Source organism: Bradyrhizobium sp. LHD-71 (assembly GCF_031157255.1).
Taxonomy (GTDB): Bacteria; Pseudomonadota; Alphaproteobacteria; order Rhizobiales; family Xanthobacteraceae; genus P52-10.
Map to the genome: position 1 here is coordinate 296,880 of NZ_JAVIFX010000004.1, position 13,181 is coordinate 310,060.

Sequence of the window (13,181 nt, forward strand, 5' to 3'; positions counted from 1 at the left end):
TAGGCGGCTCAGCCAATTCGTCATTGCGAGCCGCGAAGCGGCGCGGCAATCCAGTGCGGCAGTAGTCGCAACCGCAGTACTGATTGCTTCGTCGCTCCGCTCCTCGCAATGACGACGCTCAATAATCCACGCGCATCAGATAGAGCCCGTCCGGCGGCGCGACCGGGCCGCACGCGGTACGGTCCTTCGCATCCAGCGCACGTTTCAGATCCGCTTCGCTCCAGCGCCCTTCGCCGACCCACATCAGCGAGCCAACGATCGAGCGTACCTGATTGTGCAGGAACGAGCGCGCCGACGTCACAACGTTCACATGATCGCCGTCGCGCACCACATCAAGCTGGTCGAGCGTCTTCTCCGCAGATTTCGCCTGGCATTCGGCGGCGCGGAAGGTGGTGAAATCGTGCTTGCCGATGAGCTGCTGTGCGGCGCGATGCATCTTGTCGGTATCGAGCAGCCGCGGCACGCGCCAGGCGTGGCCGAGATCAAGCGCGAGGTCAGCCCGTCGATTGATGATGCGATAGAGATAATGGCGCTTGATCGCCGAGAAGCGGGCCTCGAAATTATCCGTAACGCGCTCGGCGCTGAGGATGCCTACCGGGTGCGGCCGCAAATGCGCGTTCATGGCGTCGCGCACCTGATCGGTGCGGTACGCCTTCACGAAATCAACGTGCGCGACCTGTCCTCGGGCGTGCACGCCGGCGTCGGTGCGGCCTGCGCCGTGCACACGCACGTCCTCGCCGCTCAGCGCCTTCGCCGCCTGCTCGAGCACGCCCTGCACCGTCAGTCCGCTGTCCTGCACCTGCCAGCCGCGAAATGGCGCGCCGTCATACTCGATGGTGAGCTTGTAGCGCGGCACCAGATCACCCCACCGCCGCAAACGCCGGCGCGTAGATCACCTCGCCCGCCGTCGGCGCGTCTGGCGACAGCTGCAGCGCCTGCAGGTAGTCGCCCTGGTAAGCGCAGCGGAAGGCTTCGGCGGCCTCACGGGAAAACCCGAAGCGTTTGTAGTAATCTGGATCGCCGAGCACGAAGACAATTGTCTCGCCAAGCGCTTTCAGGCGCAGATGCCCGGCCCCGATCAGCGCCCGCCCGACACCCTTGCGCTGCTGCACCGGCAGAACAGCGACTGGCGCAAGGCTGATGCCTGGCGCTCGCCCGCGCGCATCCTCGATCCATAGCCGCGAGAACGCCACGTGACCGGCGATCGCACCTTCGTCCTCAGCCACGAGCGAGAGCGTCAGGTCGCCATCGCTGCGCAACCTCGCCACAAGCTCGGCCTCCATCGGCTGCCCGAATGCAGCCGTCACGACTTCGCCGATCGCTGCAACATCGTCCGGCGTCTCCGGGCGGATGATCATCGCATCCGGTCTCCGGCCGCGAGCCGCGTGCCGCGCAGAAAGACTTCAGCCGGCATCGGCTTGCTGCCCGCGCGCTGCAGCTCAAGAATGCGAATTGCGCCGTCGCCGCAGGCGACCGCAAGGTTGCCGTCGATGAGCTCACCCGGCGTACCACGGCTGCCTGCAAGTTCGCAGCGGAGGATTTTCAGCCGCGCCGGTTGACCGTCGATGTCGATCTCGCTCCAGGCGCCTGGAAACGGCGAGAGACCGTGGCAATGGCGCAGCACCTCGCGCGCCGGTCGCGTCCAATCGATGCGCGCCTCGTTCTTGTCGATCTTGGCCGCATAGGTCACGCCGTCCGCGGCTTGCGGCGTCAGCGTCAGTTGGCCCTGCTCAAGCGCCGTCATGGCGCGAACCATCAACCCCGCGCCGACCTTCGCCAGCGCATCATGCAGATCGCTTGCAGTCATGCCATCGGTGAGCGCCACGCGCTCGACCATGGCCACGTCGCCGGTGTCCAGGCCGGCATCCATCTTCATGACCATGACACCGCTCTCATCGTCGCCCGCCATGATCGCCCGGTTGATCGGCGCCGCGCCGCGCCAGCGCGGCAACAGCGACGCATGCAGATTGAAGCAGCCGAGCCGCGTGCCGTCGAGGATCGTCTGCGGCAGGATCAAACCGTAGGCGACGACGACGGCCGCATCGGCCTGATGCGCGCGAAACGCGGCCGCGGCCTCAGCGGTCTTCAGCGTCTTCGGTGTCAGCACAGGCAGGCCGAGCCGCTGCGCTTCGCGATCGACCGGTGTCAGTTGCTCTTTCATGCCGCGGCCCGCAGGCTTTGGCGCGCGCGAATAAACGGCGACGATCTGGTGCCCCTGAGCGTGAAGCGCCAGCAGCGTCGGCACCGCGAAGTCCGGCGTACCCATGAAGATCAGTCGAAGCGGCATGTGGTCAGCCGATCTTTAGTGTCCCGATTCTAGCGTTCGCATCACTTTGCGGCGACCTCGTCTGCGAACGTTAGAACCAAGAGGAACACTACCAACTTTATGAAACTAGTGCGCTTTATGGATTCGACGTTCGTACGCAGGACTCGCGGCAAAGGTGGCACGAACGTCAAATCCAGCGCACGAGTGAAGGGAATTACTCCGCGCGCTTTGCGGCCTTCATGAACTTCTTCATCACCCGGTCGCGCTTCAGCTTCGACAGATAGTCGACGAACAGCACACCGTTGAGATGGTCGATCTCGTGCTGGATGCAGGTCGCAAACAGCCCTTCCGCCTCCTCCTCATGCACCTTTCCATCGAGATCGGTAAATCGCACGCGCACCTTCGCGGGCCGCTCGACCTCCTCGTAATACTCCGGAATCGATAGACAGCCCTCCTCGTAGGACCCCTTCTCTTCCGACGACCACAGGATCTCCGGATTGATGAAGACCCGCGGATTGGGCGGGCCCTCCTTCTTCGCGAGATCCATGGTGATCAGCCGCTGCGGAACCCCGATCTGGATCGCCGCCAGGCCGATGCCCGGCGCGTCATACATCGTCTCAAACATGTCATCGGCAAGCTTGCGCACCTCCGCCGTCACCTTCTCGACAGGCTTGGAGACGAGGCGGAGCTGCTTGTCCGGCAGGATAATGATGTCGCGAATCGCCATATCGGGCGATGTAGTCTGGCGGAATGTCGCGGTCAATCAGTCGGATACCGCCGACCGGCCGCAGCGGTGACGATTCATTCACCTTATCTGTTGACGCCTCGTTAACCGCGTTTGTTAAAACGGCCTTCACCGAAATCAGGGGTTCGTTCTCCATTCGTTCGCCTCGTCGCAGCGAATCGGCTACAAACGCCCGATGTTCGAAATCCTCTTCATCGTCGGCGACATCGCCGTCAGTACCGGCGTCGCGTTGTCGGCGTTCGCCGGCCTCGTGCTGCTTTTGCTGGTGGTCATTGCGGTCGTGCTGGCGCGCGGATCGCGGCGCAGCGAGGCGGCCACCATGGCGCAGGCGATCCGTGCCGACGAACTGGAGGAACGCCTTGCCGACATGCTGCACGCCCAGGCGGAGGCCTCGGGGCGGATGCAGGCGATGGGCGAAGCGCTTGCCGGCCGGCAGTCCGACATGGCGCGGGCGATGAACGAACGGCTCGACGCCGTCACCCAGCGGGTCGGCCAGTCGATGGAGCAGTCGACCCGCAACACCATGGACTCACTGCGGCACCTGCATGAGCGGCTGGCGGTGATCGATAACGCGCACAAGAACCTCACCGACCTCACGACGCAGGTGACGACCCTGCGCGACGTGCTCGCCAACAAGCAGGCACGCGGCGCGTTCGGCCAGGCGCGGATGGAAGCGATCGTGCAGGATGGGTTGCCCAAGGGCGCCTACGAATTCCAGTTCACGCTGTCCAACAACAAACGCCCTGATTGTGTGGTCTTCCTGCCGGATCAGCGGCCGCTCTGCATCGATGCGAAATTTCCGCTCGAGGCCGTGACGGCGTTGCGCGACGCCCGCAGCGCCGAGGAGAAGAAGAGCGCGACGCAACGGGTGCGGCAGGACATGCTGCGGCATGTGAGCGATATTGCGCAGAAGTATCTGATCTCAGGCGAGACGCAGGAGATGGCCCTCCTGTTCGTGCCCTCGGAGTCGGTCTACGCCGAAATCCACGACGGCTTCGATGACGTGGTGCAGAAGGCTTATCGCGCGCGCGTGGTGCTGGTGTCGCCATCGCTACTGATGCTGGCGATCCAGGTGATGCAGCAGATTCTGAAGGACGCGCGGATGCGCGAGGCGGCGGACCAGATCCGCACCGAAGTGGTCAGCATGACCGACGACCTTTCGCGCCTGCGCGAGCGCGTGCTCAAGCTGCAGCAGCATTTCGGCCAGGCGAACGAGGACGTCCGGCAAATCCTGATTTCCGCCGACAAGATCGACAAGCGGGCATCGAGGATCGAGGATCTCGACTTCGACAAGGCCGTGACGGATGGAACCGCATCCGCGCGGCCGGAATTGTTCACGGCGCCGATCCGCAAGTTGCAAGCGGGGCAGTGATGCGTCATTCCGGGACGCCACAAGGCGCGCTTGGCTTCGCCGGAACGTGTTCAGCGACACACAATGAAACAACGCTACGGAGCCGCGCTTAGCCTCCACTGAAGGCCGTGATTAATTTCTGGAATCTGCTACCAACGGCCCCATGACCGCATCCGAAGCCGAAGCTTCCGCCGCGACCTCTAAGCCCGCCGCCCGCACCGCCACCTGGAGCGAGGCGGCGGCCGTCTACCTGCAGCCGCGCGTGCTGATCGTGCTGTTCCTTGGGCTCTCATGCGGGCTTCCGCTGGCGCTCTCGGGCTCGACGCTCCTCGTCTGGATGCGCGAATCCGGCGTCGATCTCGGCACCATCGGCCTGTTCGCACTCGTCGGCACGCCATACACGATCAAGTTTCTCTGGGCGCCACTGATCGACGCGTTGAACGTGCCGATCCTGTCGCGTCTTCTCGGCCGGCGCCGCGGCTGGCTGGTGTTCTCGCAACTGCTGCTGATCGGAGCGATCCTGCTGCTGGCGCTGACCGATCCTGCACGGTCACCATTCTATGTCGCGCTCGGTGCACTTCTGGTCGCGACCGCATCGGCGACGCAGGACACGGTGGTCGACGCGTTTCGTGTCGAAAGCCTGCCCGAAAACGAACAGGCGGCCGGCATGGCCGCTTACGTCGCAGCCTACCGCGTCGGCATATTGATCTCGACCGCGGGCGCACTGTTTCTGGTCAGCTATTTCGAGAGCACCGGCATCGGCAAATCCACCGCCTGGACCTGGGGCTATGTGGCGATGGCGGCACTGGTCGGCATCGGCATGATCGCCGCCATTCTCGCGACCGAACCAGAACGCTCGCGTGAGGCGCTCGAGGAAACGAAAGGCGAGAATCCGGGCAAGCGGGTGATCACGGCCGCGGTCGGCGCCTTCAGTGAATTCCTCACCCGAAAAGACGCCATCGCGGTGCTCGCTTTCGTGGTCCTGTTCAAGTTCACCGACGCATTCTCCGGAACGATGACCGCGCCGTTTGTGATCGATCTCGGCTATACGCGGAACGATTATGCGGCGATCGTCAAGGGCGTCGGCCTTGCCGCAACACTGATCGGCGGCTTCGCCGGCGGTTTCATCGCCCGCGCCTGGTCGCTGCCAGCCTGTCTGTGGTTTTCCGGAATCATCCAGGCGCTGTCGAATCTCGTGTTCGCGTGGCTGGCGACGACACCGGTCAATCAATGGGCGCTCGCTGCGGCGATCACCGCTGAGAACTTCACCGGCGCGATCGGCACGGTGATCTTCGTCGCGTACCTTTCAGCGCTCTGCAACAACCCACTGCACACTGCCACGCAGTATGCGCTGCTCGCCGCACTCTCCGCGGTCGGGCGCACCTATCTCTCGTCGGGCGCTGGCTTCATCGCGCAGTCGACCGGCTGGACGCTGTTCTTCGGCATCAGCGCGCTGGTCGCGATCCCAAGCCTGCTGCTACTGGCGTGGCTGCAGCGTCGCGATCACTTCGCGTCGCTGACGGTAAAGGTGTAGTCGATTGTTTTCCCGTAGCCATAGGCGAGCGAAGCGACGCCGTTCTTCGAACGGCTATGGCGAGCGAAGCGACGCCGTTCTTCGAACGGCTAGCAGCAAGCATCCCCGCATATCGCTTCGCTCATGCGGGCTACCGACGTGCACCAAGCAATGACGGGCCTACTGCACGATGCTCCACTTGGAGACGAGTGCATCGCTCACCTGCTCCACGCGCGTGGCGCACTCCATCTCGTTCGCCTTGATAGAAATGGTCTTGCCGATGTACGGCTTCAGCCGGATCACATCGGTATCGTCATGGGTGATGATCTGGAACGTCTCGGGCCCCGTCTCGAGATTGCAAAGTCCGTCGGGACCCGGAATGCGGCGGCCTTCGGTGATCACGACCTGATATGTGCTGATTCGCTTGCCATTTGCTCTTGAGCGCATGAGGCGCAGCTCGCCCGACAGCACCTCTCCGTTCCTGATCGGCTTGGGTCTTCCCCTCTGCGCAAATGCATCGTGGATCGGCATCGCCGCCGCGCAAAGGCACAAGGCCATCGCCGGCAGCCAGGTATTCCTCATCGTCATTTCAGCACTGGTTCTCGGTTCAGTTTCGAAGTCCGCTTAGAACAGGGTGCGCTGCCGCACGGCCGCAGCCAGCGTCCCCTCGTCGAGATAGTCGAGTTCGCCGCCGACCGGCACGCCATGTGCAAGCCGCGTCACCTTTACGTTCGCGTCCTGCAACAGATCGGTGATGTAGTGGGCGGTTGTTTGACCATCCACAGTCGCGTTCAGGGCCAGGATGATTTCGCTCACGCGATCGTCATGAGCGCGCGCCACCAATGCGTCGATGGTCAGATCCTGCGGTCCGACGCCGTCCAGCGGCGAGAGCGTGCCGCCGAGCACGTGGTAAAGCCCGCTGCTGGCATTCGCCCGCTCCAGCGCCCAAAGATCGGCGACATCGGCAACAACGACGATGGTCGACTGGTCGCGCCGCGGGTCGGTGCAGACCGTACAGGGATTCTGGGTGTCGATGTTGCCGCAGGTCTTGCAGACCTGCACCTTGTCGATCGCCACCTGCAGCGCCGACGACAGCGGCGTCATCAGCGCGTCGCGCTTCTTGATCAGATGCAGCACCGCGCGCCGTGCCGAACGCGGTCCAAGTCCGGGCAGCCGCGCGAGCAGCTGAATCAGCCGCTCGATCTCAGGTCCGGCAACGGCAGACGGCATCAGCCAAGCCCAAATCCCGGCGGCAGCTTCAAGCCGCCGGTCAGCGCCGACATCTTCTCCTGCATCGCCGCTTCCGCCTTGCGCTTGGCGTCGCCCAGCGCCGTGACCACCAGGTCTTCGACGATCTCGCGCTCCTCCGGCTTCATCAGCGAGGCGTCGATCTTGACGGCCTTGACGTCCATCTTCGCCGTCATGCGCACCGAGACGAGGCCACCGCCGGCAAGCCCCTCGACCTCAACATGATCGAGTTCCTCCTGCAGCGCCTTCATCTTCGACTGCAGCTCCGCCGCCTGCTTCATCATGCCGAGAAAGTCAGCCATTAGAGATCCTCACTCCATCGCGCCTTATAACTCGCGCGTGCTCCTGTCGCAAAAACGGTGACCACCTTATAAAGAAAAGCGCCTAGATCGCTTTCTCGTTAGCTTGAATTCGAAAGCGCTCTAGTGTCGTGGATCAGAAATTCGCACCATCGTTGCCGCGAGTCCATCGTGCGAATTTCTGATCCATAGACGACACTAAAATCATAAACTCGCTAGTGTCCCGAATCCGAAGTTCGCTCTGAACTCGCTGCAAAGTATGGCGAACTTCGGATTCGGGACACTAGATTCGTTCATCGCATCTTCTGCGGAAAACCGATATCCGCCTTTCCGGAAAATGCTCTAATCCTCGTCGTCGGCCGGAGGCTCGGGCACGTCGGCGTTGGCCTGGGACTGCGGCACGCGGCGTACCACCTCGAGCTTTGCGCCTGGCCATTTCGCCATCACGTCCTGCACGCGCGGATCGGCTTGCACTGCATTTTCAAGCTCGTTCTGTTGCGCCTGCGCCTGCGCGCGCAAGGTCGGCTGGGCAGGTGCATTCGAAACGATCACCGTCCACCGGCGGCCGGTCCATTGCTCCAGCTTGCGCGACAGGTCGTTGACCAGCGCTCGCGAGGCGTTCGCCTCCAGCGCCACTTCCAGTCGCCCATCCTCGACGCGCACCAGCCGTACGTCATTCTCGAGCGCCGCCTTGATCGAAATATCGCGCTTTTCCGCAGCGAGCGCCACAATCTCGGGAAACGTCGACAGGCGAAGCTGCGGCGCAGATTGCTGCTCGGCCCGCGGCTCAGCCTGTTGCCGCGCGGCGAACGCCTCAAGCCCGGCGCGCGCAGGCGCGGCCGAGAACGAGGCCCGCACAGGCGGGGCTGCCGCTTCCATGCGCGCGGACGGCGCCGCACTCCTGGTGGCACCCGCGTCGGTGCCGTTCGTTGACGCGGATGGGCCGCCAGTGTCGATCGCGCGAAGCGCCTCGTCCGGCGTCGGCAGGTCGGCGGCGTAAGCGATGCGCACGAGCACCATTTCCGCAGCCATCACCGGCCGGGTCGCGGCCTGCGTCTCGGCGATGCCTTTGAGCAGCATCTGCCACATCCGCGACAGCACTCGCATCGACAGCTTCGCCGCGAAGTCCCGCCCCCGCAGCCGTTCAGTCTCGCCATAGGCGCCGCTTTCGGCAGTCGCAGGGGCAACCTTCACGCGGGTGACGAAATTCACGAACTCGGCAAGATCGCTCAAGATCACGATCGGATCGGCGCCGATATCGTACTGGTCGCGAAATTCACGAAACGCCGCTTCGATATCGCCGCTCGCAAGCGCCGCGAACAGCTCGATGACCCGCGTGCGGTCGGCGAGCCCAAGCATTTGCCGGACATCGTCTGCGCGCACCATGCCGGCGGCATGGGCGATCGCCTGATCGAACAGCGACAGCGAATCGCGCACGGAACCTTCCGCGGCGCGCGCGATCATCCGCAGCGCCTCCGGCTCGGCCTCGACTTTCTCCTTGGCGGCAATGCTGGAAAGGTTGGCGATCAAAACATCGGCATCAACGCGGCGCAGGTCGAAGCGCTGGCAGCGTGAGAGCACCGTGATCGGAACTTTGCGGATTTCGGTTGTGGCGAAGATGAATTTCGCGTGCGGCGGCGGCTCTTCCAGCGTCTTCAGGAACGCGTTGAAGGCCGCGGTCGAGAGCATGTGCACTTCGTCGATGATATAAACCTTGTACCGGGCGCTCGCAGGCGCGTAGTTCACACCATCGGTGATCTGGCGGACATCGCCGACGCCGGTGTGCGAGGCAGCGTCCATCTCCAACACGTCCAGATGCCGGCTTTCCATGATCGCCTGGCAGTGCCGGCCGAGCGTCGGCATCCTGATGGTCGGCCCCGTCACCGAGCCGTCAGGCAATTCGTAATTCAGCGCGCGCGCTAAGATTCGCGCTGTCGTCGTCTTGCCGACCCCGCGGACGCCGGTCAAAATCCAGGCTTGCGGGATACGCCCGGTCTCGAACGCATTCGAGACGGTCCGCACCATGGCGTCCTGCCCGATCAGATCGTCGAAGCTGGCCGGGCGGTATTTGCGCGCCAGCACACGATAACCCGCCGGGGCTGACGCTCCGAGGTCGAAACCGGTTTGATTCTGATCGGTGCTCGCGGCGTTGCCGGGGTCAGTCATCGGGCGATCCGCGATCATCTCTTTCAGGACGGCGCTGCCGGAATAGCTAGTGTCCCGGTTCTAACGTTCGCATCACGTTGCGGCAACCTCCTCCGGCGAACGTTAGAACCGAGAAGGACACTAGCAACCCTATAATGCTAGTGCGCTTTTTGGATTTGACGTTCGTACGCAGGACTCGCGTCAAGGGTGGTACGAACGTCAAATTCAGCGCACTATGTTGCGCCTCCGGCGACGATTCCGGCGGCCGCCATGGCGAGCCTCGAAATAAGGTGGGAGACTGACGAGCGACCCGAACCGGAGCTCGTTAGGGCTGCTTCCTTCCGGACCTGACCCGGTTGGCGAGTGGCTCGTCCACTGCCAATCTCCCGGCTCTATTTGGGGCCAACCGGTGCAGAAAGCAAGCGCGACGCCCGCGCTTCTGCTACGCTGGTGTCAGACTATGTCACTGGTATCGTTCATGTTCCCTTCGACTCCTTCTGCCTGGGCACTTCATCCACAGCTTGCGCGAGACACCGTCAATCTGGGCGACCTGCCGCTGTGCCGGGTGCTGGTCATCCAGGACGCGAACTACCCCTGGCTGCTGCTCGTGCCGCGGCGAAACGAGGTCGCCGAAATCCTCGACCTTGACGAGGTGGAACAGGCACAGTTGATGACCGAGACCACCCGGGTGGCACGGGCGCTGCGCGAGATCACGAAATGCGACAAGCTGAATATCGCCGCACTTGGCAATGTCGTGCCGCAACTGCATGTGCATGTCATCGCCCGGCGCACGACCGATGCGGCCTGGCCGCGCCCGGTCTGGGGCGCGGTGCCGCCGGTCGATCACGATCCTGAAGAGCTGAAGCTGTTCATCAGTGCCATAAGAAAGAAAATCTGGTTGGGGTGAGATGTCTCAAGAAACGCTTTTTCCACTCGGTGAGTTCGGCTTCCTTATCAATCCCATCGATCGCGCGGCGCACCTGCGCGACGACGCCGAGAAGCTCTTTGCGCTGGAGAGCAAAGCGAACAGCCGCGCCTACGTGATCCATCGCGATTCACTGTTGCTGAAGCAGGACGGGGACGACGTCCGCGCCGCACTGACGATGAAGGAGGCGCTCGGCTTTGGCGCCAACCCGGGCACGATCTTCATCGGCATGCGCGACGGCGCCCCGTATTTCGGCATGGGCATCGCGCAGCAGGTGGCGGAGAAGCTCGCGGGCCGCAACGACGTAATCGTCGAACCCCTGCGCAGCCTGGCAAGCCAGGGCACGGTGCCGCCCTCGGAACTCGCCGCTGTCGCAGTCGCCAAGTCACTGGTGCATTTTCACCAGCGCCACGGCTTCTGCTCGAACTGCGGCGCGCGCTCGCAGATGGCGCATGGCGGCTGGAAGCGTGAATGCCCGAACTGCAAGACGGAGCACTTTCCGCGCACCGACCCGGTGGTGATCATGCTGGTCACGGACGGTGACCGCTGCCTGCTCGGACGCCAGAAGCAGTTCCTGAAGGGAATGTGGTCGTGCCTCGCCGGCTTCGTGGAACCAGCGGAAACGATCGAGGATGCAGTCTGTCGGGAGATCCGCGAAGAGTCCGGTGTCGAGTGCACCGACGTGACGTACTACAAGGCGCAGCCGTGGCCCTATCCCTACTCGCTGATGATCGGCTGCACTGCGCGGGCGGTCACCACCGAGCTCAAGGTCGATCATGCCGAGCTTGAAGACGCGCGTTGGTTCACGCGAGACGAGGTGCTTGCGATGTTCAAGGATACGCATCCGGAAGGCTATCGCAGCCCCAACGGCATTGCCATCGCGCATCACCTTCTGGGGCACTGGGCGTTCGGCTCTTGATGACGAGCCGGTGCCCGGTTCTAACGTTCGCTTGGTTTTGCGGCGAGCTCGTCTGCGAAGGTTAGAACCAGGAGGAAGCCGGCAGCATCATGAAGTAAGTAGCCGCTTCGCAGGAAGCGGAACCGCGCGCATGCAAAGCGGTTGTCTTCATTCTGACTTCGATCCACCAGCGCAAGAGGCCATCTCCGCATGACATCGCCGCGGCAGCCAGACCGCAAACCTCCGAGAATCCTCTGCATCGGCATCCCGGTGCGCGACATGGTCCACCGCATCACCGATCTGCCTGGCCGCGGCGAAAAAGTGCGCGCCGATCACTTCGACGAGCTTGCGGGCGGCAATGCGCTCAACTCCTCGATCGGCATTGCACGACTCGGCGGCCGCGCCGTCTTTTGCGGTCCGAGCGGCGACGCATCGGAGACCTCGAACCGATACATCTTCGAGCAGGTCGCCAAGGAGGGCATCGAGCTGAACGCGCTGCCGATCGCCGGCACCGTGACGCCGGTCTCGAACGTCATGATCGATCCGTCCGGGGAGCGCACGGTCGTCACCTTTCGCGACCCGCGCCTCTGGGAGGTGAAGCTGCCGGACCCCGACGAGCTGCTGACCGATTGCGCGGCGGTGCTCACGGAGAACCGCTGCGCGGGCTTTGCGACCGACCTCTGCATCGAAGCCAGCCGTCGCAACATTCCGGTGGTGCTCGATGCGGACGTGGTTATGTCGATGCGCGAAGGGCTGTTGCAGGCGGCATCGCACCTTATCTTCTCGACCGAGGCGCTGTCCGCGACGGCAGGCTCCGACAACCTTGAAGAGGCGCTGCGCAGGCTCGCCGAACACACATCCTCATTCCTGGCGGTGACCCGCGGCGCCCAAGGCATGATGTGGCTCGATGAGGCCGGCCGCATACAGACAATGCCGACATTTCCAGTGCACACCGTCGACACGCTGGGCGCAGGCGACGTCTTTCATGGCGCTTATGCGCTCGCGGTCGCGGAGGGACGCAGCATCGTCGACGCCATGCGCTTCGCATCCGCCGCCGCGGCCCTGAAATGCACGCGCTTTGGCGGGGCATTCGCAGCCCCGACCCGTGCGGAGACCGAGGCCCTGCTGGCACGCGGAACCGCAAAGGTCGCTGGCAGCTAAGAGCTGCGGTAGAAATATTCTAATCCGGAGCCAAATTAAGCGTTGTTCCAGAATATTTTTCTCTATATAAGGCATGCCGGCCGCAGAAGCCGGCAAGTCCTGGAAAGATATTCTTCTCATGAGCGACGCCGCCATCGCCCCGCACGAAGCCCGCCGCCTCGACGCGATCGATCGCAAGATCCTCGCTGTGCTGCAGGAGGACGCCTCCCTGTCCGTCGCCGAGATCGGCGAAAGGGTCGGCCTGTCCTCCACCCCCTGCTGGAAGCGTATCCAGCGGCTGGAAGCTGAAGACATCATCTTGCGCCGAGTCGCACTGGTCGATCAGAACAAGATCGGGCTGGGCATCACCGTGTTCGTATCGGTCGAAAGCAGCGACCATTCCGAAAACTGGCTGAAGACGTTCGCCGACGCCGTCAGCGCCATGCCGGAGGTGATGGAATTCTACCGGATGGCCGGCGACGTCGATTACATGCTGCGCGTCGTCGTCGCCGACATGCAGAGCTACGACGCATTCTACAAGAAGCTGATCAGCACGGTCGCGCTGAAGAACGTCACCTCGCGCTTTGCGATGGAGAAGATCAAGTCGGTGACGGCGCTGCCGGTGCCGGCGCTACCTTAGGTTCAGCGGCC

Annotated in this window: 14 protein-coding genes and 1 other RNA gene; 6 read left to right on the plus strand and 9 right to left on the minus strand. The window is 63.4% G+C overall.

Going from position 1 to position 13,181, the window contains the following annotated elements:
• Window positions 1–118: 118 nt before the first annotated feature.
• The 4 genes from truA to RCO31_RS06015 all read right to left on the minus strand — a co-directional run bounded on the left by truA (window position 119) and on the right by RCO31_RS06015 (window position 2,993).
• On the minus strand, window positions 119–856 hold the full coding sequence (truA, locus tag RCO31_RS06000) for a tRNA pseudouridine(38-40) synthase TruA (protein WP_308967322.1): 738 nt from the start codon (window positions 854–856) through the stop codon (window positions 119–121).
• 4 nt (window positions 857–860) lie between these two features.
• Window positions 861–1,358 (minus strand): N-acetyltransferase, encoded by a 498-nt coding sequence (locus RCO31_RS06005; RefSeq protein WP_308967323.1) that lies wholly within the window; start codon window positions 1,356–1,358, stop codon window positions 861–863.
• Window positions 1,355–2,287: a methionyl-tRNA formyltransferase gene (gene fmt / locus RCO31_RS06010; protein ID WP_308967324.1), complete on the minus strand. Its 933-nt coding sequence runs from the start codon at window positions 2,285–2,287 to the stop codon at window positions 1,355–1,357. The genes RCO31_RS06005 and fmt overlap by 4 nt, the downstream gene beginning before the upstream one ends.
• Before the next feature lie 193 nt (window positions 2,288–2,480).
• A complete protein-coding gene (locus RCO31_RS06015) occupies window positions 2,481–2,993 on the minus strand; it encodes a peptide deformylase (RefSeq protein ID WP_308967411.1) in 513 nt (170 codons plus the stop codon).
• Window positions 2,994–3,186: 193 nt separating this feature from the next.
• On the opposite strand from RCO31_RS06015, the gene RCO31_RS06020 reads away from it, so the two are divergent.
• A complete protein-coding gene (locus RCO31_RS06020; RefSeq protein WP_308967325.1) occupies window positions 3,187–4,383 on the plus strand; it encodes a DNA recombination protein RmuC in 1,197 nt (398 codons plus the stop codon).
• Between the two features lie 142 nt (window positions 4,384–4,525).
• Window positions 4,526–5,896 carry an MFS transporter gene (locus tag RCO31_RS06025; RefSeq protein WP_308967326.1) on the plus strand — a complete coding sequence of 457 codons (1,371 nt, stop codon included), beginning with the start codon at window positions 4,526–4,528 and terminating at the stop codon, window positions 5,894–5,896.
• 159 nt (window positions 5,897–6,055) lie between these two features.
• On the opposite strand, the gene RCO31_RS06030 is transcribed toward RCO31_RS06025, so the two are convergent.
• From RCO31_RS06030 to ffs, 5 genes are all read right to left on the minus strand, one after another.
• Window positions 6,056–6,457, minus strand: a complete 402-nt coding sequence (locus RCO31_RS06030) for a hypothetical protein (RefSeq protein WP_308967327.1) — start codon at window positions 6,455–6,457, stop codon at window positions 6,056–6,058.
• Window positions 6,458–6,499: 42 nt separating this feature from the next.
• A complete protein-coding gene (gene recR / locus RCO31_RS06035; protein ID WP_308967328.1) occupies window positions 6,500–7,105 on the minus strand; it encodes a recombination mediator RecR in 606 nt (201 codons plus the stop codon).
• Window positions 7,105–7,425, minus strand: coding sequence for a YbaB/EbfC family nucleoid-associated protein (locus RCO31_RS06040; protein ID WP_308967329.1), 321 nt, complete (start codon window positions 7,423–7,425; stop codon window positions 7,105–7,107). The genes recR and RCO31_RS06040 overlap by 1 nt, the downstream gene beginning before the upstream one ends.
• A 339-nt stretch (window positions 7,426–7,764) precedes the next feature.
• Entirely contained in the window at window positions 7,765–9,588 is a 1,824-nt protein-coding gene (locus RCO31_RS06045) for a DNA polymerase III subunit gamma/tau (RefSeq protein ID WP_308967330.1), read from the minus strand.
• A gap of 269 nt (window positions 9,589–9,857) precedes the next feature.
• Window positions 9,858–9,954, minus strand: an RNA gene (ffs, locus tag RCO31_RS06050) — signal recognition particle sRNA small type.
• 91 nt (window positions 9,955–10,045) lie between these two features.
• Between ffs and RCO31_RS06055 the strand changes: the two genes are divergently transcribed.
• The 4 genes from RCO31_RS06055 to RCO31_RS06070 all read left to right on the plus strand — a co-directional run bounded on the left by RCO31_RS06055 (window position 10,046) and on the right by RCO31_RS06070 (window position 13,170).
• On the plus strand, window positions 10,046–10,474 hold the full coding sequence (locus RCO31_RS06055) for an HIT family protein (protein WP_308967331.1): 429 nt from the start codon (window positions 10,046–10,048) through the stop codon (window positions 10,472–10,474).
• A gap of 1 nt (window position 10,475) precedes the next feature.
• A complete protein-coding gene (gene nudC / locus RCO31_RS06060; RefSeq protein ID WP_308967332.1) occupies window positions 10,476–11,411 on the plus strand; it encodes an NAD(+) diphosphatase in 936 nt (311 codons plus the stop codon).
• A 189-nt stretch (window positions 11,412–11,600) separates the two neighbouring features.
• Window positions 11,601–12,551 carry a sugar kinase gene (locus tag RCO31_RS06065; protein WP_308967333.1) on the plus strand — a complete coding sequence of 317 codons (951 nt, stop codon included), beginning with the start codon at window positions 11,601–11,603 and terminating at the stop codon, window positions 12,549–12,551.
• A 118-nt stretch (window positions 12,552–12,669) separates the two neighbouring features.
• Window positions 12,670–13,170 carry an Lrp/AsnC family transcriptional regulator gene (locus RCO31_RS06070; RefSeq protein WP_308967334.1) on the plus strand — a complete coding sequence of 167 codons (501 nt, stop codon included), beginning with the start codon at window positions 12,670–12,672 and terminating at the stop codon, window positions 13,168–13,170.
• Window positions 13,171–13,181: the final 11 nt, after the last annotated feature.